The sequence below is a fragment of the Desulfofarcimen acetoxidans DSM 771 genome (genome assembly GCF_000024205.1).
GTDB lineage: Bacteria > Bacillota > Desulfotomaculia > Desulfotomaculales > Desulfofarciminaceae > Desulfofarcimen > Desulfofarcimen acetoxidans.
In genome coordinates, this window is record NC_013216.1 from 412,934 (window position 1) to 433,450 (window position 20,517).

Annotated in this window: 20 protein-coding genes and 3 pseudogenes; 17 read left to right on the forward strand and 6 right to left on the reverse strand. The window is 44.1% G+C overall.

The window, feature by feature from the left end; genetic code table 11:
- Nucleotides 1-7: 7 nt before the first annotated feature.
- Nucleotides 8-334 carry a hypothetical protein gene (locus DTOX_RS22750; RefSeq protein WP_157862822.1) on the reverse strand — a complete coding sequence of 109 codons (327 nt, stop codon included), beginning with the start codon at nt 332-334 and terminating at the stop codon, nt 8-10.
- A 226-nt stretch (nt 335-560) separates the two neighbouring features.
- On the opposite strand from DTOX_RS22750, the gene DTOX_RS02020 reads away from it, so the two are divergent.
- Nucleotides 561-755, forward strand: coding sequence for a hypothetical protein (locus DTOX_RS02020; RefSeq protein ID WP_015756066.1), 195 nt, complete (start codon nt 561-563; stop codon nt 753-755).
- Nucleotides 756-921: 166 nt separating this feature from the next.
- On the opposite strand, the gene DTOX_RS02025 is transcribed toward DTOX_RS02020, so the two are convergent.
- The 3 genes from DTOX_RS02025 to DTOX_RS02035 form a co-directional block, all read right to left on the reverse strand.
- The gene (locus DTOX_RS02025) at nt 922-2,214 is read right to left on the reverse strand and encodes a nitrogenase component 1 (RefSeq protein WP_015756067.1); all 1,293 of its coding nucleotides are present in this window, start codon (nt 2,212-2,214) and stop codon (nt 922-924) included.
- Nucleotides 2,183-4,378: a nitrogenase component 1 gene (locus tag DTOX_RS02030; RefSeq protein ID WP_015756068.1), complete on the reverse strand. Its 2,196-nt coding sequence runs from the start codon at nt 4,376-4,378 to the stop codon at nt 2,183-2,185. Before DTOX_RS02030 ends, DTOX_RS02025 begins: the two co-directional genes overlap by 32 nt.
- Before the next feature lie 146 nt (nt 4,379-4,524).
- Nucleotides 4,525-5,259, reverse strand: coding sequence for an enhanced serine sensitivity protein SseB (locus DTOX_RS02035; RefSeq protein ID WP_015756069.1), 735 nt, complete (start codon nt 5,257-5,259; stop codon nt 4,525-4,527).
- A 270-nt stretch (nt 5,260-5,529) separates the two neighbouring features.
- On the opposite strand from DTOX_RS02035, the gene DTOX_RS02040 reads away from it, so the two are divergent.
- The 9 genes and pseudogenes from DTOX_RS02040 (at nt 5,530) to DTOX_RS24670 (ending at nt 13,927) form a co-directional block, all read left to right on the forward strand.
- Nucleotides 5,530-5,712: a hypothetical protein gene (locus tag DTOX_RS02040; RefSeq protein ID WP_042315277.1), complete on the forward strand. Its 183-nt coding sequence runs from the start codon at nt 5,530-5,532 to the stop codon at nt 5,710-5,712.
- Nucleotides 5,713-5,849: 137 nt separating this feature from the next.
- Nucleotides 5,850-6,617 carry a S8 family serine peptidase gene (locus DTOX_RS24660; RefSeq protein ID WP_052292896.1) on the forward strand — a complete coding sequence of 256 codons (768 nt, stop codon included), beginning with the start codon at nt 5,850-5,852 and terminating at the stop codon, nt 6,615-6,617.
- Entirely contained in the window at nt 6,593-7,699 is a 1,107-nt protein-coding gene (locus DTOX_RS24665; RefSeq protein ID WP_157862823.1) for a S8 family serine peptidase, read from the forward strand. The genes DTOX_RS24660 and DTOX_RS24665 overlap by 25 nt, the downstream gene beginning before the upstream one ends.
- Before the next feature lie 876 nt (nt 7,700-8,575).
- Nucleotides 8,576-8,908 (forward strand): MerR family transcriptional regulator, encoded by a 333-nt coding sequence (locus DTOX_RS02050; protein WP_042315279.1) that lies wholly within the window; start codon nt 8,576-8,578, stop codon nt 8,906-8,908.
- A pseudogene (locus DTOX_RS02055) lies at nt 8,905-9,970 on the forward strand (RNA-guided endonuclease InsQ/TnpB family protein). The gene DTOX_RS02050 and the pseudogene DTOX_RS02055 overlap by 4 nt, the downstream one beginning before the upstream one ends.
- A 162-nt stretch (nt 9,971-10,132) precedes the next feature.
- Nucleotides 10,133-12,385 (forward strand): YcdB/YcdC domain-containing protein, encoded by a 2,253-nt coding sequence (locus DTOX_RS02060; RefSeq protein ID WP_015756070.1) that lies wholly within the window; start codon nt 10,133-10,135, stop codon nt 12,383-12,385.
- Nucleotides 12,386-12,822: 437 nt separating this feature from the next.
- Nucleotides 12,823-13,122 carry a type II toxin-antitoxin system Phd/YefM family antitoxin gene (locus tag DTOX_RS02065; RefSeq protein ID WP_015756071.1) on the forward strand — a complete coding sequence of 100 codons (300 nt, stop codon included), beginning with the start codon at nt 12,823-12,825 and terminating at the stop codon, nt 13,120-13,122.
- Nucleotides 13,115-13,561 carry a type II toxin-antitoxin system VapC family toxin gene (locus tag DTOX_RS02070; RefSeq protein ID WP_015756072.1) on the forward strand — a complete coding sequence of 149 codons (447 nt, stop codon included), beginning with the start codon at nt 13,115-13,117 and terminating at the stop codon, nt 13,559-13,561. The genes DTOX_RS02065 and DTOX_RS02070 overlap by 8 nt, the downstream gene beginning before the upstream one ends.
- Nucleotides 13,562-13,786: 225 nt before the next feature.
- Entirely contained in the window at nt 13,787-13,927 is a 141-nt protein-coding gene (locus DTOX_RS24670; protein WP_157863048.1) for a DUF456 family protein, read from the forward strand.
- 16 nt (nt 13,928-13,943) lie between these two features.
- On the opposite strand, the gene DTOX_RS02075 is transcribed toward DTOX_RS24670, so the two are convergent.
- Nucleotides 13,944-15,302 carry a hypothetical protein gene (locus DTOX_RS02075; protein ID WP_015756073.1) on the reverse strand — a complete coding sequence of 453 codons (1,359 nt, stop codon included), beginning with the start codon at nt 15,300-15,302 and terminating at the stop codon, nt 13,944-13,946.
- A 599-nt stretch (nt 15,303-15,901) separates the two neighbouring features.
- Here DTOX_RS02075 and DTOX_RS02080 point away from each other — a divergent pair.
- The 7 genes and pseudogenes from DTOX_RS02080 (at nt 15,902) to DTOX_RS22765 (ending at nt 19,887) form a co-directional block, all read left to right on the forward strand.
- On the forward strand, nt 15,902-16,180 hold the full coding sequence (locus DTOX_RS02080; RefSeq protein WP_015756074.1) for a type II toxin-antitoxin system RelB/DinJ family antitoxin: 279 nt from the start codon (nt 15,902-15,904) through the stop codon (nt 16,178-16,180).
- 171 nt (nt 16,181-16,351) lie between these two features.
- Nucleotides 16,352-16,756 carry an IS200/IS605 family transposase gene (gene tnpA / locus DTOX_RS02085; RefSeq protein WP_015756076.1) on the forward strand — a complete coding sequence of 135 codons (405 nt, stop codon included), beginning with the start codon at nt 16,352-16,354 and terminating at the stop codon, nt 16,754-16,756.
- A gap of 5 nt (nt 16,757-16,761) precedes the next feature.
- Entirely contained in the window at nt 16,762-17,853 is a 1,092-nt protein-coding gene (locus DTOX_RS02090) for an RNA-guided endonuclease InsQ/TnpB family protein (protein WP_015756077.1), read from the forward strand.
- A gap of 162 nt (nt 17,854-18,015) precedes the next feature.
- A pseudogene (locus DTOX_RS21915) lies at nt 18,016-18,264 on the forward strand (type II toxin-antitoxin system YafQ family toxin); the annotation flags it as partial.
- A gap of 405 nt (nt 18,265-18,669) precedes the next feature.
- Nucleotides 18,670-18,843, forward strand: a complete 174-nt coding sequence (locus DTOX_RS22760; RefSeq protein ID WP_015756078.1) for a hypothetical protein — start codon at nt 18,670-18,672, stop codon at nt 18,841-18,843.
- A 510-nt stretch (nt 18,844-19,353) separates the two neighbouring features.
- Nucleotides 19,354-19,449, forward strand: a pseudogene (locus DTOX_RS24005) (RNA polymerase sigma factor); the annotation flags it as partial.
- A 195-nt stretch (nt 19,450-19,644) separates the two neighbouring features.
- A complete protein-coding gene (locus DTOX_RS22765; RefSeq protein WP_052292898.1) occupies nt 19,645-19,887 on the forward strand; it encodes a hypothetical protein in 243 nt (80 codons plus the stop codon).
- Between the two features lie 313 nt (nt 19,888-20,200).
- On the opposite strand, the gene DTOX_RS22770 is transcribed toward DTOX_RS22765, so the two are convergent.
- On the reverse strand, nt 20,201-20,410 hold the full coding sequence (locus DTOX_RS22770) for a hypothetical protein (protein WP_157862824.1): 210 nt from the start codon (nt 20,408-20,410) through the stop codon (nt 20,201-20,203).
- Nucleotides 20,411-20,517: the final 107 nt, after the last annotated feature.

The following is a 20,517-nucleotide window of genomic DNA, read 5'->3' on the forward strand; positions in this document are numbered from 1 at the left end:
AAGTAATTTAAGAAAAGAATGTAGTGATGCATGATAAATGGCGGACAATAATTCGACACCAAAGGCAGCGATTTTTTGCCAACAGGACGGGAATCTTGGCGGTAAAAGCAGAAAAGCCATCCCTTGGAATAAAAACAAGGAGATGGCTTCTTTCATCATTAGCAGCATAGGGAGTTACGAGTTTGCCAAACCTCTCCCTATGCTTCTCAGATGGTGACCGAAGTCCCACTACAAGATGAGAATACCAATTCCCTGCCCAGAGGATTCTACCACTGACCGTCACTGCGGCCAGGGAAGCAGCCAGTCTTCTTCTTGCCTTTACCCACTGATTCAATCGGTGAACCGCATCATACCCATGCTTTGAGGTCGTGATGGCGCAGTCATTTTTTTCACGTGGGGCTTTTCATCCCCCACTCTATACCGGCTTATCCCGGCACTTTCGGAACAGATCCCAGCAAAAGATCTAAGAAAGAAACCTAGCCACAACATTTTGTATCATGCTGGTTCTACCTCTTTGCCTAATCAGCTGTCAGTATTTAATAAGTATCTGACCCTCATGAATGAGAGCGATTAATTGGAATTATTTTACCGGAGCAGACCCTGGTAAAAATTTGGAAGGAACGTTTTTTCTCTTTACAAATTTTTTCGAGCAAAGCCAGGAAAAACAAGCGGAAGCGCCGGCGACTGATTTTTCGGCGGATGAGGACTGTCACATACCGGATGAGGACGAGGAAGGTTATGATTTAGAACATTAACAGGTGCAGTAGAATAATGATGGGGAAGACCTGCTAACAAAAGTCAAATAGGAGTTTCAAAAAAACTGATCAGCATAAAAAGGCATAACAAAACCAGCCGCTCAGCACTTTGAAAAAATGGCGGTTGGCCAGAACAGGGTGTGAATTTTGTACATCAGCTTTCATCCTAATACATTAATCCGTTCAATATCAGCTCTGTCACGTGCAATGCACCGCCGGTGCCTAGCTGGGTTTTGGGTACCACGTCGAGATAACCAAGGGTGGGCAGAGCCGTTTCAATGCCGGTGAAGACGTGCTTTTTCAGCCTGAGCTTAGAAATTGTGTTGCCGCTTGCGAAAACAAGCTCTGCGTTTGTGTTCAGAATGTCACGTTCCATAGCGTTGGTCAGTCCGAAGTCCGATAGAAGTTCTGTCAGGCGTTCTTTGAATACGCTGCTTTGCGGATTCAGAATTGAGACACACTCGGGGATCATGCCAAAGTAACGCACCAGAAAATCAACATACACATACAGCTCCGAGCAGTTTCCTTCCACCGCAAAGGAAACCCCCTTCGGCAAGCCGGTCAGTGAATTGACCCGGGAGATAAAGGCGTAGGCGCGTGCGCGGGCCTGTTCACTCTCCCGAATGGCATCCGATGCGTCCGCACCTGTCAGGTCGCAAACCTCACGCAGCAGCTTTTCTGTCGCCGCAAAGCCGATTGGCGGCCCGTCGCATACATAAAAAGGTGTGCCGTAATGCGTCTTAAGGTATTCCGCTGTTTTCAGCCCATATTCCGGGTGAATGACAATATTGAGCGCCGCTTCCGGCATTACTGCCATGTCCGCAAGGCTTCCGCCGCCGCAAAGAACACAGCCGAGATGCAGGCCACAGAGGGAAAAGATACGCCGCAGCTCCGCCACGTCCCCGGTGTGGTTTCTGTGAAAGAGGGAAAGTCCCAGGAGATTGACACGCCGGCTGACTGTCCTGTCCGCTTTTGGCGGCGGCAGCTGCTTTAAAAGCGCCAGAGCCGCCGCCTCGTGCCCCGCGCACACGTCGCTCGAAAAGCCGGGCGTTTCCAGTACAACCACGGGCCTGTACGGTATGACGGTTTTCGCAATTCCGCAGAGGTCGTCCCCGATCAGCGCGGCACCAGGGGAGTTCACGATGCACAGCAGTTCAAAGGTGACATTGTCCCGTAAAAATGTAAGCGCCTCAATCAGCTTGTCCGCACCGCCGTAGATGTAATCGCCGTTGTCAAGATAGGTACAGGGTACGCGCGGCTGGCCGAAATACCACTTTTCCGGGTAGTTAAGCGGATCAAACTCAAATTGCCGGATTAATTGGTTGTCCGATGTCGCCGAGTGGTAGAATTTGCAGCCGGTGGGGCCGTTAAGCAGTACGACCGATCGTGCAACACCCTCCAGCGCAAACAGTGCGCCTGAAAAGCTATCAGGCGTAATATTGTTTAAATAATTGCTCATCCTGCCGCCACGCTCCTTTCACATTGAGCTGTAAGAGCCGCGCCCAGCGCCGCGCCAGCGTAAGTCCCGATTCAAAGCCTACATTCGGGCACATGGGAATAGTGTCCGCCACCGGCACATCCTCCGCCACGGAGGAGGCATAGTTGGTCAGCAGCACATCGGGGCGGTACGCGGCGATGTCGTCCGCCCGCCTTTCGCGGTCATAGTTTTCCTCCACAGGGAGGCTGACGGAAAGCCGGGTGCGGAAGCCCTCGTCCTGTGAATAGTTGAGAACGCCGATTTTGGCAATTTCCATGCCCGCGTCCAGCGCCGTTTTCAGAATCCAGTCCAGTTCATGGTTGTATGTAATGATCATCAGCTTTTTCCCCGACAGCTGTGGGCGCAGCGCCGCAATTTCCCGCATATACCGCTCTGTATGCTCCGCAATAATTTTTGCCGCGGCATCCGGGCGTCCAAAGAAGGCAGCTACGCCGCGCAGCCAGTCGGCTGTTTCTTCCAGGCCCACGGGAAAGGCCAGAGGGAAAAATCGGGCCCCATATTCCTTTTCAAAAAAGCCCCGCAGCGTATTTGCCGTATAGTCGCCGTATGCCGGAAGGTTCAGTGGCGCGGCGCAGAAGTTCTCCAGCGCGTTCGCCGTTGTGTTATAGAGAAAGCGGCAGTTTACACGCACGCCCATTTGGCTTAAATAGCCGTTGATCACACTGAAATTATCCTCCGTATTCGTCACAACGATTTTCTCCGCCACAATATTGACCGTATCCGGCACAGGAGGAACATTCCGCTTAATTATGCTGCGCGCCAGCGCGATATAGCTCATGAACATACCTTGAAGATAGTCACCCGCCATATTGCCGTCGGCACGCACGGGGATGACGGGCAGTCCCGGCTCGGATAAATTCTTTACGCGGTCGATATCATCCCCGATAATACCGGCAGGGCATGAGCTGACTACGACAATGGCGCGGGGCTTTTGCTTTTTAAGTGCCAAAAGCCTTTCCTCCAGCTTTTCTGTCCCGCCGAATACGATTTCCGGTTCACCCATTTCGGTGCATTCCAAATTTGGCATCAGGGAGGCGGGCAAAAGCGCGCCGCGCTCAAACAGCTTGCGCCGTCCGCTGGAGATGATGGTTTGGTAGGAGATGTGGGCACAGCTTTTCGGCGCGTGGGCCAGTACCAAGGCATCGCGCAGATGCACCGCCGTGGAAACCGCGCCGTTGAAGGCACAGCCATGCAGGGGCTCACCGCGAATCAGATTTTTTGACAGATACCGGTTTTGGTCTGTCAGACCAATTTCAGCAGGCGGCGGCAGTTTCTCTACGGGCTCTGCGCCGGAATTGGCCGCTTCGGTGGGCGTTTGTTCAAGCGAAATGCCGAGTACGGTTTCCTCAAGCGCCTCATCTGTAAGCGGCTTGGCCTCATACAATGTACACCCGTCAAGCGCTGCGGCAAGCCTGTGAAAGATGGCGCAGACCTCCGCATCGGCTTCCATCTCTATAACCGTCCGGTTGGCACGTTCGGCGTGGGAAAACGCATCGCTGCGCGGAACCGTGGCACAGATAGGTAAACCGACGGCGGCGGCAAATCGCGCGACGTGTTCGTCCTCGCCCTCCACATTGCGGCGGTTGTAGACAAGCCCGGCGACGCGCCGTTCCGTCCCATCATAATTGCGGATGCCCCGCAGAATATTGTTGGCCGCGTACAGAGCCATGAACTCCCCTGAGGTGACAATCAGGATAGTATCGGCATATTCGCGACGGATCGGGACGGCAAAGCCGCCGCAGACCACGTCGCCCAGGACATCATACACCGTCACACCATAGCGGTCATGCAGCTTAAACTTCTCTAGTAACTCAAACGTACTGATAATGCCGCGCCCGGCGCATCCCACACCGGGCTTCGGCCCACCGGCTTCCACGCAGCCGATGCCCGCAAAGCCTTCCTCCAGAATGTCCTCCAGCCGGTATTCCAGTGGGTTAGTGATGCGCAAATAATCCAGCACGGTCGTCAGCCGCTTCCCCTGCAGAAGAAGCCGCGTGGAATCGTGTTTCGGGTCACATCCAATCTGAAGTACCCGATGCCCCGCAAGCGCAAACGCCGCCGAGAGGTTTGCACTGATGGTCGATTTCCCGATACCGCCCTTGCCGTAAACAGCGATTCGTTTCATAAATGCGATTCCTGCCTTTCTGCGCTGCCGGATGCGCTTTTGTGCGGAGACAATTTCGTTTTCCGACACAATAATATGTATGCGCATTAAAATGGGGCTGTGGCATATCAAAGCACCGTTGCCCCGCTGTTTTAAGCATACAGCCGTCAAGCCTTCTTTTTTTGATAAACCGGTTCCGATACGGCTAGAGCCCTTTGCAGAAGGCCAAAGTCCGCCTTCATCAGCTCAAAGGATTCACCCGGCTTCATATAGGGCTGTACGGCTTTTGCCACAAGGGGAAAAAGCAGCCGCCGGTCGCCGTCGAAGTCAATGAGAAACAGCTTATGGTACCTTGTCTCTTTTTCCTCACGGGCCAGTAATATCCATGCGCGGTAAACCTCGGGCCGGGTTGCAAGCAGCTGCGCCAGGGCCTTTGGCAGGCCGACCGGGAAATCCGTTGTTGCGCGGATATCCAGCTTACCCTGGTGGTCGGTTCGGGCCAGTGTCATCCCCTCGGTGCCGGAATCAATTTCAGCCAGCTGGGGGTGCCGCAGTAACAGGGCCTTACCGAAAGGATTTATAACGACACCGGCAAGCTGAGCCGGATTATCAATGACTATATGTTTCAGTGCGTCCAGCGGCAGGACGGACACCTTTTCCAACGGGAAAGTCCATTTTTGCAGCTCGTCCGCCGAGCAGAACGCGGGCAGGAACACTTCCTTTTCCGGTGTGTTCAGTGCTGCGATGCTGCCGTTTTCTCCGTGGCAGGGCACCAAAAGACGCGCGGCCTTCAGCTCCGCGAAAAAGCGCAGCTTTCCCTCCACGCTTGGATTGTCCCGCAGGCGTTCCATGCTTGTTGTCAGGTCCAGCCCGGAATCATGTTTTTGTATCCATTCCTCCATCTAGGTCACCTCCATGCCACCATCATATCACGGCACGCGCCCGTTAACAATGCGCTTTATCAAAGAGCATGGCCGATGCCGGAGCAATCGGCTAAAGGGTGCAGGATGTGGTGGAGGAAGCACCCGGCTACTATTTCTCCCACCTGCAAAGCCAGGAAAAACAAGCGGAAGCGCCGGCGACGGATTTTTCGGCGGATGAGGACGGGGAAGTTATGATTTAGATCCTTAACAGGTGCAGCAGAACAATGATGGGAAATGAGGCGTCCTGATTTGGAAGAATCGGCAAGATTGCAGATTATCTACGAAACCGCCGTGTCCAGGGTGACAAGGACGCCGGAGGCATGGGCGGAATACCTGCGCTTTACGTTGCGGCTTTACAAATACCCTTTTGAAAACGCGCTGCTCGTAAGAATTTGGAAAGAGAAAAAAGCTATTACCAACCCAATTTGCTAATCCTTCTTTGTTTTTAACTTTATCTGAATCATAATTAGCCAATAGCTCTAAAATTTTTTTATATTTTATAGCAATCTGAGAGGTATGCAAAGTTAGATCAATTTGTCAGAAGTTACAATGGTGAAATTATATCCGGTATGATTGAAGGTGCATCTGACACATCCACCCGCTTGCCTGATAGTTTTAGCTGTAGAATTTGCATTTCAGGTAAGGGCTTGCGTGACTTGGTATTAAATTTTCAGTTTCTTTTTGATGTGTCGGAGGTTGAAACAATTGAATCCGGTGTACCTGATGATGAATTGACCGGTGCAGAAGAGAGAAGCGGATTATTAATAAATGAGCCTGCTGAAAATGCTCCCAGGGTGTGTGTTATTGATAGCGGAATACAAGAGAGGCACCCGTTGTTAAGACCTGCCTTGGAGCAATCCATATCTAAGAGTTGGATAAACTCTCCTACTGATGTTTCCGATTACGTAAGAAGAGGAGGTCACGGAACTAAGGTTGCCGGTGCAGTATTGTATCCCCGTGATATTCCCTCGACTGGTGCAGTGTTCTCCATTTGCTGGATACAGAACGCGCGGGTTTTGGATCAAAACAACATTATGCCGGTAAATTTGTTTCCCCCGAAATTCTTGCAGGAAATAGTAAAGCACTTTCATGGTGAACCAGGACGGACCAGAATTTTTAATCACTCCATAAATGCCAGTGCCCCGTCTAGGACAAGGCATATGAGTATTTGGGCTGCCGCCCTTGATAATCTGGTATGGGATAATGATTTGCTTTTTATATTATCAGCTGGAAATGTTAAAAGGCGTGGCTTGTCAACCATGCCTGGAATAAGAGATTATATATATCCATTGGACGTGGTTACCCGGGTTATTTGCGGGAACCTTCTTGTCGCATAGCTAATCCTGCCCAGAGTCTACAGGCTATAACTGTAGGGTCAATTGGGTTGGATGCTTTGGTAGGTTTATGGACTTCATTTGCTCAAAAAGATGAACCGTCTGCCTTTTCTCGCACAGGTCCGGGGCTATGGGGAGTAGTAAAACCGGAGGTTGTGGAATATGGTGGTGATTTTGCTTATGATACAGGGAATCCCCCGGATTTAACTATAAAGCCGGAAATATCCCCCCAACTGGTTAGCTCAACAATGCATGGGGGCCCTTCAGTTGGGCGAGATGATGTGGGGACTTCCTTTGCAGCACCAAAGGTGGCCCATATAGCAGCACAAATTCAAGCCGCTTTCCCTGATGCATCGACTTTGTTGTACCGGGCGCTAATCATACAGTCAGCAAGATGGCCAAGTTGGACAAGCTACGAAATGAATAAATCAAAATTAATTAAGCATTTGGGTTACGGGATACCCGATGTCAACAGGGCCATTCAAAATACCGAGTATTATATTACCTTAATCACTAATGGCGACGTTTACATACGGGGCAAGCAGGTCCATATTTACGAGGTGAAAATACCGGAGGAATTACGGTGGCCAGGTGATTCGTATGATATAAGGATTGATATTACTTTATCTTACAAAGCACAGCCTCGGCGAACACGAAGGACCAGGCGGCGGTATTTGTCAACATGGCTGGAATGGCAGACAAGTAAGTTAAATGAAGCGACAGATTCTTTTATGCAAAGAATAATTGAGCTGGTGGGTGCGGATATTCTTGATGAAGCAGGCTCAGAGGTGGAACCGGGAGTTATTAAGTGGGCTATACGTGAAAGGTCTGATTGGGGTGAGATTCGGGATGTTCACAGGAACAGCGGTACCGTACAAAAGGATTGGGCTATTGTAAAATCCCATGAATTTATGGAAGGCTTTTGTATAGCCGTTATCGGTCATACCGAATGGGATGTTAATCCCGAGGCAAGTGTGCCATATGCTATGGCTGTAACATTTGAAGCGATTAATCAAGATGTGGAGATATATTCGAAAATTGCAATTGAGAATGTTATTGAGGTTGAGGAGAGGGAATTATGGTGATGTTATACGTATTATCACGCTAAGTACCTTATACAAACATCAGTTTTAGCTTTATTCTTATTTTTTGAAGGGGAATTTTTATTTGGGTAGAAATAACTATATATAATATTTGAGGAAAAAGGAACTTCGATGTAGTTTGAAAGAAAGAGAGAATAAATTCTACTTGGTTTTAAGCGTATTAATTATTACTGCTACAAAAGTAGTTTCAATCTGGGCCTATTTGTGCCGTTCGTCGTGACTTCATACTCACTGACCTTTTGATGTATGATACCATAGCAGAAATTTGGGGCGGGGAAAGGGCCTGATAGGTTGTGATGCTTTGCTTTAAATTCTTACCAGTCTGTCCCCGGTAAATTTGCAAGAAATTAGTGACACGGCCAACCAGACAGTGGTTTTTACCTATGATGACTATGCCGAAAAAAATACTATGCCGAACGACATTGCTAGCAGTGACTAAATAAACCCTTTCTAATAAGTTTTTCGGTATAGTCCGCACTATGACGAATTCGTCATAGCATGGATAATGGTAACTGAGTTGTATATTAAAAGACGGTGAATTTTCCTATTATGCCCAGGCAAAACCATAGTGGTAAAATATAAAGTTTTTGTTATGAACGTGCAACAAAAATCATATCTTCTACGTCTATATTATATGAGTATTTATGCCCACACACGGAACGGAGGTGTATGATTAAACAGGAAACAATAGCCATGGTTGAACCAATTAAGACTCAATTAGGAAATTGCTTTGTGAATTTGTATTGAAGCAGGGTATCTATCCATGCTAAGAAGGTGTGTCCTAATATCTTAAAAAGGAGGAAATAAACTGTAATTTATAATATAGATAAATATATTTAAATGTACTAAAATATATTTATGGATAAAAAATATAAACCTAACGAATTTGCTGAACTTATCAACATGTCCGTAAAGACACTTCAAAGATGGGATTACGAAGGGATATTAAAAGCCTACCGAACACCGACAGATAGGAGATATTATACACATGAGCAATATCTTTCTTATATTGGTGAATCTTCAAAGGAAGGAAATAGAGGTAAGGTAATAATGATTGTTGTAAACAATGAGTCATTATCTCCACAAGAAGAAATGATACAAGATCTAATCTCTATCATAAATGTGTTCTCTTGTCGTATCTATGGACTTAGGAAGTACAAGTCTAAGATAAGGGATGAATTGAAACAATGATTAAAGCTTTCAAGACTGAAATAAAACCAACACCGGAACAAGCGAACAAAATTAATCAAACGGTGGGTGTATGCAGGTACTTGTGTAACCTCTATATTCAAATTAATCAAGAAAGGTATAAGCAAGGCTTACCTTTTATGTCTGCAAATGATTTTGACAAATGGATTAACAATGTCCATTCTAAACAGCAAGGATTTGAGTGGATTAAGAGTGTATCATCTAAAGCACGTAAGAAGTCTATTGTCAATGCGGAGAGGGCTTTTAAAAGATTCTTTAAAAAACTGGGTAAATTCGATACCTACAATTGGTTGGATGCGATTAAAAGAATTTGGCTATATACCATACGGAGTGACCGTAAAGAGTGGTACAGTATCTTATAAAGCCGGCAGATATTATGTTAGTGTTATAGTTGATATTCAGTTAGTTGGTGTAGAAAAGAAATGTTCTGAAGGTATTGGGGTAGACCTTGGAGTTAAGGTTCTTGCAACAGTTAGCAGCGGAATAAAATTTAAAAATATAAATAAGACTTCAAAGGTTAAAAAGTTGGAAAGACGATTAAAAAGGGAGCAAAGGAAATTAAGTAGAAAATATCACATGCGAAAGCAGAGAGGAGGTACTGCTACAGCGCTGAGATGTGCGAATATAGACAAACAACGGTTAAAAGTACAAAAGCTTCATCAGCGACTAACCAATATTCAGACTGACTATGTTAATAAAACAGTGAATGAACTGGTGAAAACCAAGCCGGAATATATCACTGTTGAAAACTTGAATGTTAGTGGAATGATGAAGAATAGGCATTTATCCAAAGCGATTGCACAGCAAAAGTTTTATGAATTTAATATTAAGTTAAAGTCAAAAACACAATGGCATAATATTGAACTTAGAGTTGTGGATAGATTTTATCCTTCTTCTAAAATATGTTCTTGTTGTGGCCATATTAAGTGGGACTTAAAACTTAGTGATAGAATTTATATTTGTGACAATTGTGGATTTGTTGAAGATAGAGATGTTAATGCTTCAATAAATTTAAGAAATGCTAAACAATACAAGATTTCTTAATTAACAAAGTTCTTGTATATGTACCGATGGCTAGTCGGGAATTTAAGACTGTGGAGTGTTACATCAAATGCGAGTAGCTTTGTGGCAAAAGCAGACATTATGAAGCAGTAAAACTCTCTTGATATAGATTTTTGTCTATATTTAAAGTAGCAGAGGAAGATGATGAGGAGAAAAGCATTCTGTTTCTCAGCGGTCTTATTATTCGGTTCTTTATTAATGTCCACCGCAGCATCGGCGGAACAGACAGCTTCACAAATTGTAATCAAACAGGTAACTGTTACAGAAGCGAAAAAACTGCCGCCCGCTTCAGAGGAAAAAAAGGATTCACCAAGAATTTCTGAAGACGAAGCATTAAAGATTATCAAAAGCGCCTTCCCGGAAATAATCGGGGAAAGCAAGCCCGATATGCAGCTGGATTTCGAAGACTATCATGGCAGAAATGTATGGCGGATAAATAATTATGAAAGAATGTACCACGGGCCGGGCATGCCGGCGGGATATGATGCCTCTCTGGATGCCGATACCGGCGAAATATTGAGTATGAACCGGCGCAACAACACGCCCACGGAAACAAGGGGGATCATCCAAAAGCAGGAGGCCCAAAAAATTGCTGAACAATTTATTCAAAAGCTGCAGCCCGAACGTTTTAAAAACCTGCAACTGCAGAAAAGCCCCACCGAAAACTATTACCCCCTCCCCAGCTTGAATATGGTATACCGCTTCCATTGGGCACGGGTGGAAAACGGACTTAAAATCGACTACGATGGCATAAATGTTTCCGTGGACGCCCTTTCCGGCGAGGTTGCCAGCTTCGATATGAACTGGCGGCCCGAGGTTAAGCTGCCCGCTGCAGGAACACCGGTTCCGGCTAAGGCGCTTATTGAAAAGGCCACTAACGAACTGGGCATGGCATTGATATATCAGGTGCCCTACCGCAATTACACCGGTAAGCCTCCGGAAGCCAATCTTATATATCAGCTCAATACCCGGGAACTGATGTTTAATGCCGCTAACGGTAAGGCCGTGGATAATCAAGGCAGGGAAAAGGACATAAAAGATATCGGGATGTTTGAAGACATTCCGAAGATTAGCGGCGTTAACAACCCCCCGGATTCCCCCGGGCAAAGGATCACGGTGGAAAAAGCCAGGAGTACCGCAGAAAGATTTTTCCGTTCTCTGGGCATCGAAGGAGAAGTGGAGATGGGGGGAGGCGGCTCCAGTATGGGCGGTCCTTTTGGGAATCAGGAGTTTTGGAGTTTCGAGATTGTTCAAAAAGACAGCAGCAGATACTATCCCGGTTCGCAAGTAGGTATTGACCGAGCCACCGGCCGGGTGGTGAATTATTACGAACGCGGTCCGGAAACGCAAGCTGAGACAGGCTCTCCAAAAATCTCCCAGGAAGAAGCGCTGGCCAAGGCTGACTCATTTATTAAAAATGTAGCCCCGGAATACAGCCCATACCTGGCTCCGGAGAAAAATCAGGTGGACATGTACGGAATAGGTAACGAGCAGGGTTATGGTTTTCATTTCTACAGAGTCGTTAACGGCATTCCCTTTCCCCTGGATGGTATACATATAGGGATAAGCAGTGACGGCAAAATCAGAGACTATCACTGTGAATGGCATAAGGTTTCCTTCCCGGCAGTTCAGAATACACTCGCCCCGGGGGAGGCGGCCGGCAAATGGCTGGAACTTTCACCCCTGCAACTGACCTATTTCATCCCCAGGGAGGGAGAAAAACCGGGTAGACAGGCCATACTGGTCTACCGCCCTGATAACGACGGATTCAGCGCTATTGACGCGCTGACCGGAAAACCTGTTGCCTACGACGGCCAGCCGGTCAACAAAACCTCCGGAAGCGGTTATGACTATAAACAAAGTTGGGCTGCCCAGTATCTTGAAATACTGGCGGGCAGCGGCATTCTGCCGTCTCCGGAGCAATTCAGTCCCACAGGCGCCGTTAAAAAGAGGGATGCGGCCAGGCTGATAATAGCCGCAATGGGCAATTATTACGACTATGACGAAAAAAGAGAGCAACAATTCCTGGACATAAACCCGGAAGATCCCGATTTTAAAGCGATCCAGGCCGGAGCTATACTGGGTGTATATGACGAGGGCGGGAATTTCAATCCTGAGCAGCCGTTCACCAGGCTGACACTGGCCCGCTGGATGGTGAACGCCATGGGCTACGCCGAAATTGCGAAAATAAACAACAACATCGCTTCTTCATACAAGGACATCGCTTCACTTTCCGCAACCGACCGGAACTATATAGGTCTGGCCCAGGGACTGGGCATTATGCGGGGTGATGAAACAGGGCTCTTTAAGCCCTCGGACAGCGTCACCTGGGAGGAACTGGCGGCAGTGGCAATAAACTCGGCACCCAAAATGAGAAACAAAAGTGGCATGTGGTAAATGAAAAGTAAAGAAGCGCCGCAACCTCCTATGGGGCTTGCGGCGCTTCTTTACGACAGGGGACGGCTTTTTCGCCGGTAAGTATTTATTTACAAAAAATTTGATGCAGCTCTCGAAATTCAATTAAGACAGTTGCAGAATATTGGATGCTTCTCCAGAACTGTTGTATGCATTGGGCCAATACTAAAGCCTACGGCTTCAAAATTTTTGTCAGGTCGTTCAGTGAGAGAAGATATCTTTAAAATCCGGGCAGCCTCTTATTCTTTACAAGATGAGAAAAAGTAAAAAATACCCTGATTTACCAGGGCATTTTTGTAAGGGGGATTTGAAAGGCCACTAACCAAATAAGAAACACCATTAAAAATTTGGTAAATAATTGACATGCCTAGTTAGCGGTGGTACGATTAACAATAATATAGATAACGGTGGTGTGAATAATGGTGATGTTCAATATAACAGAAGTAAGGCAAAACGCAAGCAAAATAATCAGCCATGCGCTTGAAACTAAGGAACCTATAGTATTGCTGCAAAGATCAAAACCTGTAGCCTACATAATTGAGGCAAAGGCCTTCGAGGAAATTCAGAAAAAGGCTAAAAAGGTTGAGCAATACGAAAAGATAGAAATGGCAAAAGATACTCTCAAACGCTTGGCCAAATTAAGGGGAGAAATGAAGCCTCAACCTGATTCAACTCCTTTAATCAGGCAATTGCGGGAAGGAGAGGGACGGAATGAGTAGCTTTATATGCCTTGACAGCAGCGTTCTCATAAAGCTTCTTGTGAACGAAGAAGACAGTAACAAGGCGGTAGTTCTAATGGATAGGGTGATTAATGAGAGGCTGACAGTGGTTTTACCTGACTTCGCTTGGACTGAAGTCGGAACGGTATTAAGGAAAAAGGTTTTCAGGAAACTAATAAGTTCAGAACAGGCTGAAAATGCTTGGGAGGCTTTTACTAACCTTGGGGTTCTATCTTTTATCAGCGATATGGCTATTATGCGGTCTGCTTGGCGAATTGCCGAAGAAGAGGAACTGCCTACCCTGTATGATGCGGCTTATCTTGCAGTTGCGGAGATAGTATCAAGACAGTATAACAAAACATGCGAGTTCTGGACGGCAGACGAGAGGCTGGTAAACTCTGTGAGGGATAAGGATTACGTAAGATTTTTAAGTGATTAAACAATACATAAAAGAATGCCTGTATTAATTTTTTTGCTATTAACAGAGGATATTACACATTGAAGCGGAGGAAGCTGTAAAATTTGCAGCTTCATATTTTCCGGAAATTCCTTGCTATCCTCTTCTACGTTTAATGATGTTGTACCCATCTATTCGGCATGACACTGATTCTTGTTGGGGAATCTGTAAAAAGACGAGTTAAATGACCTTACCCCTCCCCCGAGTATTGTAGGTTCTATCCTGGGGCTACTGCTGCTCGGCCCATTGGGAATTATCATGAGACCTTTCCTGGGTGCAGCAGCAGGTGAGTTTTTGACTGGCCAATCTCTAGAACAGTCACTAGGAGTGTGTTTTAATTATAATTAGTTTATATCATTGTTTTTTATATTTTACTCTTTTTAAGTTCATCAATAAATGCCGGTCTATTTTTAAACTCTAATTTTAAATTATTAAACGTTTGTGTCCATTTATCAGCATCTTTCAATTGTTTTAAACATATCTCTTTAACTTTTCCAAGGTACCTTACAGCTTCTTTATAAGTTTTTCTATTACCATTTAGAATTCTACTGTATGCTCTTTTATTGAAATAATCAAGAATTTCTTTCGGATAATCCTTTTCCAATCTTTCTGCAAATGAATCAAAATCGGAAGAAACAAGATATCCCCATTGATTCTTTGGTGGAGAAATTAAAATATTTATAACAGTTTCCTTCATTCCCTTATCAAGACAAATATTCATATAGTCGTAAATATTCTTATTTTTGGACTCCTTTATAATCATAGGTTCAATCTTTTCCCAATCTGACTCAGTTAAAAAACTTTTCATTCTTTTGTATTCTTCAAAATATTTTTTGTATCCGGTATCCTCATAAGATAGGAGCAGCTTTTCTTTAGCCTTTTCATAGTCGCGATTCTTATAATACGCGAATAACTTGTCCAAAACGTATTTAGCTTCATTCTTTCTTTGCATTGACGTTTTGGCAATCATTTCAAGAGCACTGTCATCCTGTATATTCGAATAATATTCAATAAGATAATCATAAAGCTCAGTAAGCCTTCCTTCTCCTTTTTCAATACCATTTTGAGCCGTTTCAAGGGCCAGATCCTTTTTTTGTTTGCCGATATAATATTGAGCCAAGTCCCAATAATCCATTCCAAAGTGAAGATTTTTAAGTCTCTCATCTAGATATTTGGAATCATCGTTAAGATGGTTCCTGTAAATACTCATAACAAGCTTTTTTCTCCAGTCAGACGACTTGTGATTAAGTTTTTTTACAAGATACTCCCATTCCTCTTTTTCTTTGCATATCTCGAAAAACAAGTCCATCAGACCATCGTCAAAACCGGAATTCCCAGCATCATATTCAACAAACGCTTCATCTATAAATTTTTGTTTTGCTCCAGAAGTAATTTTATCTTCACTTATCAAATTCGATATCTTTTCAAGCCACTCATAGGCCTCTTCCTCCTCTTCTTCAGGCCCCCCACCGTAACTGTTAAAATCTGAAATAATACATTGTGCATTGTTCCAATATTCAAATAACAATTCATCATGAATACTTTGAGATTTAATGTTTTTCCCCGAGCTTACGGGTTTCTGAGGTATATTACTATTTTGCTCAAGCCATTCCAGCACATGTAAACGCGATTGCTGTTCTCTTTGTATAAGGTATATGACTAATTTTATTAATTCATCTGAATTCAAACTTTCTAACTGTCCTTTAATGGAAAAGTTACTCATATTATCCCCCTGTCATTACCTATAATAAACAACTCAGTATAACAATACACCAGTAACTAACCAAGCAACTGCTACACTTTATCATAATATTACTTCCTTTTCAATGAAATCAAAGAACAACTTATCCACTTCTGTAAATTCAGTGCCATGCCTTTTATTTAGCACTTTGATGAAACTATTTCCAACACCGGGATTCCCTGGAGAGGAATATTGCTGACAACCTCTGCACTGTTAAAAATATAAACCACATGATAAAATCAACATGAGATCTTATGACAGTATTCGACAAAAAATTGTAATGTTAGGTCGATGCTGAACCGAAATGTTTCACTATAAGTCATTACCGGCTTATCTTTTATAAACAGCAGCTGACTTAAGAAATTCACCTTTATGATACTTTTAACAACATCTTTCCTGAATTGTAATCGGCAAAGCAAAGTGAAGAGATTTTGCCCTTCTTTGGTGTAATTAAATTGAAATATGAAGCATATTATATATTAAATGCAAATTCAATGTCAATTGCATTGCAAAAGCGTTTTATTTGCTTAACGCGACTATTTAATTGTAGTATAATAAGCACAAGGAAGGAGTGATTCTATATGGCAAACACAACATCCAATGTAAGCTTTCGTATTGACAGCGATTTGAAAGCACAAGCCGATATCTTGTTTTCTCAGCTTGGTCTTAATATGACGACAGCGTTTAATATATTTCTTCGTCAAGCTGTTCGTGAAGGTTGTATTCCTTTTGACATTACAATTAACACACCCAACGCAGAAACAATTACGGCTTTGTTGGAAGCAGAACGTATTGCCCGCGACCCTTCTGTTAAACGTTATGATGATGTTGAAGAAGCTCTTAAGGAGCTTAAGTCATGAGACGCAGTATTGTTTAGACAAACCAATTTAACCAAACCCCGCCAGAATTCCCCCACCTCTAAGGTGGTGGGATGAATGGCGGCCTTGTTTTGTGTACTAATAAAATGTTTGCCAAAGCCTCTATGATGTGGCAAAATATAATCAGACGCAATAACGAAAGGCTGATTATTATTGAGCAAACTTGATACAAATAGCCACTCGGTCTTCTTACTCACATATCATCTGATTTTGGTAGTAAAATATCGCAGAAAAGTTATAAACGACACAATAGCAAACCGTATCAAAGAAATTGGTGAGTATATTGCACCAAAATATAATATTAGTTTTCTTGAATACAACCATGACAAAGATCACACACGCATATTGTTCAAGGCTCACCCTAATACGGAAATTTCTAAGTACATCAATGCATTCAAAAGTGCATCATCCAGACTTATCAAAAAGGAGTTTCCGGAAGTTAGAAAGCAGCTGTGGAAAGAATATTTTTGGTCGCAAAGTTTTTGTCTTCTAACTACAGGTGGTGCACCCATTGAAGTAATTAAGAAGTACATTGAAACCCAGGGTGAAAAGAGGTGAATCATTTGCAAATTGTCTACCGGTTTGAAATGCGTCCGACCAAAGAGCAACAGAAAAAAATGTTTCACACACTAAAACTTTGCCGGAAACTCTATAACTGGTCTTTATCTGAGCGTCAGCGTGTGTATAAAGAAACCGGCCAAGGGTTGACATATAATAAACAGCAGAATATGCTGCCGGGCTATACAAAAGAACATCTGGAATACAAGCAAGTTCACAGTCAGGTAATGCAGGATACTTTGCGCCGGGTAGACTTTGCCTATCAGCGGTTTTTTGCCAAAGAAGCCGGATACCCCCGGTTCAAAAACCGTGACCATTACACATCATTTACCTATCCCCAGATGGATGCTGTAAAGAAAACTTTCTCTAAGCCGGGTAAAATCTATCTTTCTAAAATAGGTTTCGTAAAAATGACAACTCACCGGGAATTTGATGCCAGTCAAATATCCAGGGTTAACATAAAGTATCACGGTGGTAAGTGGTACGCTAATTTGACTGCCGAAGTGGAAGTACTCGAAAATCTTATCGACAGTACCAAATCCATTGGAATAGACGTGGGCCTTGAACATTTTGCTGTATTGTCTGATAGTACAGAAATAGGAACCCCAAAATACTATCGTAAATCAGAAAGGAAGTTAGCCAAACAACAGCGAAGACTTTCTCGCAAAAAGAAAGGTTCTAACAACCGAGGGAAAGCTAAAACTAAAGTGGCTAGACTTCATGCTAAGATAACTAATCAACGGAAAGACTTTCTACACAAGGCCAGTCTAGACGTGGTTCAGAGCCATGATATTGTCTTCATGGAAGATCTAAAGATCAAGAACATGGTCAAAAACCACTACCTAGCTAAAAGCATACATGATGCTTCATGGGGTACATTCAGAAACTTTGTTGAGTATAAATGTCACAGATATGGTAAAATATTTCTTCCTGTCCCTCCTCATGGCACTTCCCAGACATGTCTTTGTGGTGCCAATGTGCCAAAGGATTTGAGTGTCAGAGTGCACCGGTGTCCTGCTTGTGGAATGGTTATGCCCAGGGATTTGGTGTCAGCCATATTGATAGAACGTCGTGGCTTAGAAATGCTAGCGGCTTAGATATATAGTTGTAGGGCGGGGACCGCCCGAAGTCATGCCTGCTGGAGGCCGTGTAAGACCTATTGCTCTTTGTAACGGTAGGCCGTGGCTGATGAATCAGGAAACGCTCGTTGATGTTCCTTTGGAAGCCCCCGCTTCTTAGTGGAACGTAAGCGGGGGTAGTTCACGAAAGATTATAAGCTGTCAATCAAACGCGGTTTAGATATTGAGCTTCTTGATAATGCAATCCGTACACTTGCAGATGGAAATCCGCTTCCTGTTGAATATAAAGACCATCAACTGTCAGGTAACTGGAAAGGATATCGTGAATGTCGTATTCAGCCCGATTGGTTGTTGGTTTACCGCATGGAAGAAGACATTCTCATACTAACATTGTCAAGGACAGGAACTCATAGCGATTTGTTCGGATAATAGTCTTTGCTTTTGCAAAGGTTATTTTTTTTATACTTATCGGTGTCAAAGCCTGCTCTGCTGTGACCTTCCATAATGATATTCAGATAATGGTCTGAAGGAGCGCCTTCATAAATTCTAATCTTCTTTTTAATAGTTAAAAAGACAACTGCAACAACAATCGACTTCTTTCGATAAAATTATGAAAAGTTAGGTAATAAAAGATGCCGACCAAACTGTACAAAATCTTATTGATAAATTTGGATTTGACGCGTATGAGACAATGATCACTGCTACTTTAAATATAGACAAAAATCTATATCAAGAGAGTTTTACTGCTTAATAATGTCTGCTTTTGCCACAAAGCTACTCGCATTTGATGTAACATTCCACAGTCTTAAATTCCCGACTAGGAGGCGTCCTGATTTGGAAGAATCGGTAAGATTGCAGATTATCTACGAAACCGCCGTGTCCATGGTAACAAGGACGCCGGAGGCATGGGCGGAATACCTGCGCTTTGCGTCGCGGTTTTACAAATACCCTTTTGACAACGCGTTGCTCCGATCAGTAAGAACAAATATTGAAAGCGCTTGGATGTGAATTTATTGTAGACGTAAAGTATGTTAAAAACATTTTACAAAAGGCCGAGAATTTGTTGTAGTAGCGAACGCATTTTCTTAAGAGTACCTCAGCCCTTGCTACGCCTGCGTTTGGAAAATTCTTGCGCCAAACTAAGGATTAAATGAAAATAATCCGTCTTGGCACCGTACCCGGCTTTCCAAGGAAACAACGCTGCTGCTTATTAGATATTCAAAAGTCTTTCCATATCATCATCGGCAGAAGGCTTGCAGCCAGCTCATTAGATCAATTCTCATTCCAGACCGGCACATCCTGAGTTAGAAATTCCGTATAAACCGATTCTAATGCTTTTCTCTGAAAAAAAATAAATTCAATTCTACGATTTCTTCATTTCTAACGTCTATACTTATAGAAAGGAGTGAATCAGGTGGATATACCGGAGGAAATTATTGAACGTGTCTTAAAGATGAGCGAGCGTACGAGGAATTATTCCGGCTTAGCTGGGATCAAGCTGTTCGAATCTGCTGGCTGATTCTAAGGCACCAACACGATGCTGAGGAGGTTGCTCAAGATGCGTTTCTTAAACTCTATATACACCGACAACACCTACAAGATGTGCGTACATTCCGTAGTTGGTTCTACCGAATTTTAGTAAACACAGCATTGGATAAAGTGCGCAAGCGGAAGACTGTTATAAACATTGACGAAATTCACCTTTATATCACAATCACTGTCAACAAGGTATCTAAAGGACCGGTATACACAACTATCTCAATGCAAGTACGCCAGCCACTACGGATGAATAGCAGACTTCCGTTTTATATGCCTTTAAACGGCATGGTTCTGATCGTTTTAACACCAAGCCGCCAGGATCTTGCCGGAGAGTACATTGGCGCGCTACAACCTTCCAAAAAAGTTGGAAATGAAGAAGTTTGGGACGACGTAACAATGCAATGTATTACCCCGTCAGATGATGTAAAGTCCATTATTGTTGAACCTGTTTTGCTTGGCTTAGAAAAATCTCAAAATATACCACAACTTGACGTTATTGTTCCACTTAATTGAATATCCCTAAAATAACGCGTCCAACAATATTTAGATTAATTGGTGCCCACAAGGACTGTCTCGATATAATGTATGTTTAATGTATGTGATCAATGCTCTTGAATGTTTTTTGAGTGACGGAAACGGCCCGTCCACTGTAGGTGAGCAGGCCGCTTCTTGTGTTATATCACATCAATTTAACCGAGATACGTATACAACATGTAGATAATGCCGGACCAAGATGTTCCAGACTGAGTATTAACCCAAGTTTCGGCTAAACCAAGGTTTAGCCCTTGATTCTCCTGATATCTTATTTTTATCTGGTCACTACAACCTAATTCCCGTACATGTTTTGCGTTTTGGATGTCATATGCACAGCCTGTGCGGATGCCATCGCCGGCATCTGGATTCGGATTGGATTGATGTTCTTCAAAGTATTTGTCAATGGGGAAACCGGGGGAAGCTCCACCTCGTTCCGCTTAATCGTGTACCGGAGTTCTTCACCGGGTGGAGCATCAAGCGCTCCCATACATGCCAGTGTCATCTCGTCCTCCGAGGTATCCCGCATGTTTTTCCCTTCGCCGTAGGAATACCATGTGACGCCGATATCTACTTCAGCCAGGGAGAACTTCCGCGAAAACTGATCGCTTG

What these genes read in the sequence shown, in the direction of transcription:
- DTOX_RS02020 (WP_015756066.1), top strand. Translation starts at nt 561, where the DNA reads ATGAGAGCGATTAATTGGAATTATTTTACCGGAGCAGACCCTGGTAAA.
- DTOX_RS02025 (WP_015756067.1), bottom strand. Translation starts at nt 2,214, where the DNA reads ATGAGCAATTATTTAAACAATATTACGCCTGATAGCTTTTCAGGCGCA.
- DTOX_RS02030 (WP_015756068.1), bottom strand. Translation starts at nt 4,378, where the DNA reads ATGAAACGAATCGCTGTTTACGGCAAGGGCGGTATCGGGAAATCGACC.
- DTOX_RS02035 (WP_015756069.1), bottom strand. Translation starts at nt 5,259, where the DNA reads ATGGAGGAATGGATACAAAAACATGATTCCGGGCTGGACCTGACAACA.
- DTOX_RS24660 (WP_052292896.1), top strand. Translation starts at nt 5,850, where the DNA reads ATGATTGAAGGTGCATCTGACACATCCACCCGCTTGCCTGATAGTTTT.
- DTOX_RS02050 (WP_042315279.1), top strand. Translation starts at nt 8,576, where the DNA reads ATGGATAAAAAATATAAACCTAACGAATTTGCTGAACTTATCAACATG.
- DTOX_RS02060 (WP_015756070.1), top strand. Translation starts at nt 10,133, where the DNA reads ATGAGGAGAAAAGCATTCTGTTTCTCAGCGGTCTTATTATTCGGTTCT.
- DTOX_RS02065 (WP_015756071.1), top strand. Translation starts at nt 12,823, where the DNA reads ATGGTGATGTTCAATATAACAGAAGTAAGGCAAAACGCAAGCAAAATA.
- DTOX_RS02070 (WP_015756072.1), top strand. Translation starts at nt 13,115, where the DNA reads ATGAGTAGCTTTATATGCCTTGACAGCAGCGTTCTCATAAAGCTTCTT.
- DTOX_RS02075 (WP_015756073.1), bottom strand. Translation starts at nt 15,302, where the DNA reads ATGAGTAACTTTTCCATTAAAGGACAGTTAGAAAGTTTGAATTCAGAT.
- DTOX_RS02080 (WP_015756074.1), top strand. Translation starts at nt 15,902, where the DNA reads ATGGCAAACACAACATCCAATGTAAGCTTTCGTATTGACAGCGATTTG.
- DTOX_RS22765 (WP_052292898.1), top strand. Translation starts at nt 19,645, where the DNA reads ATGCCTTTAAACGGCATGGTTCTGATCGTTTTAACACCAAGCCGCCAG.
- DTOX_RS22770 (WP_157862824.1), bottom strand. Translation starts at nt 20,410, where the DNA reads ATGACACTGGCATGTATGGGAGCGCTTGATGCTCCACCCGGTGAAGAA.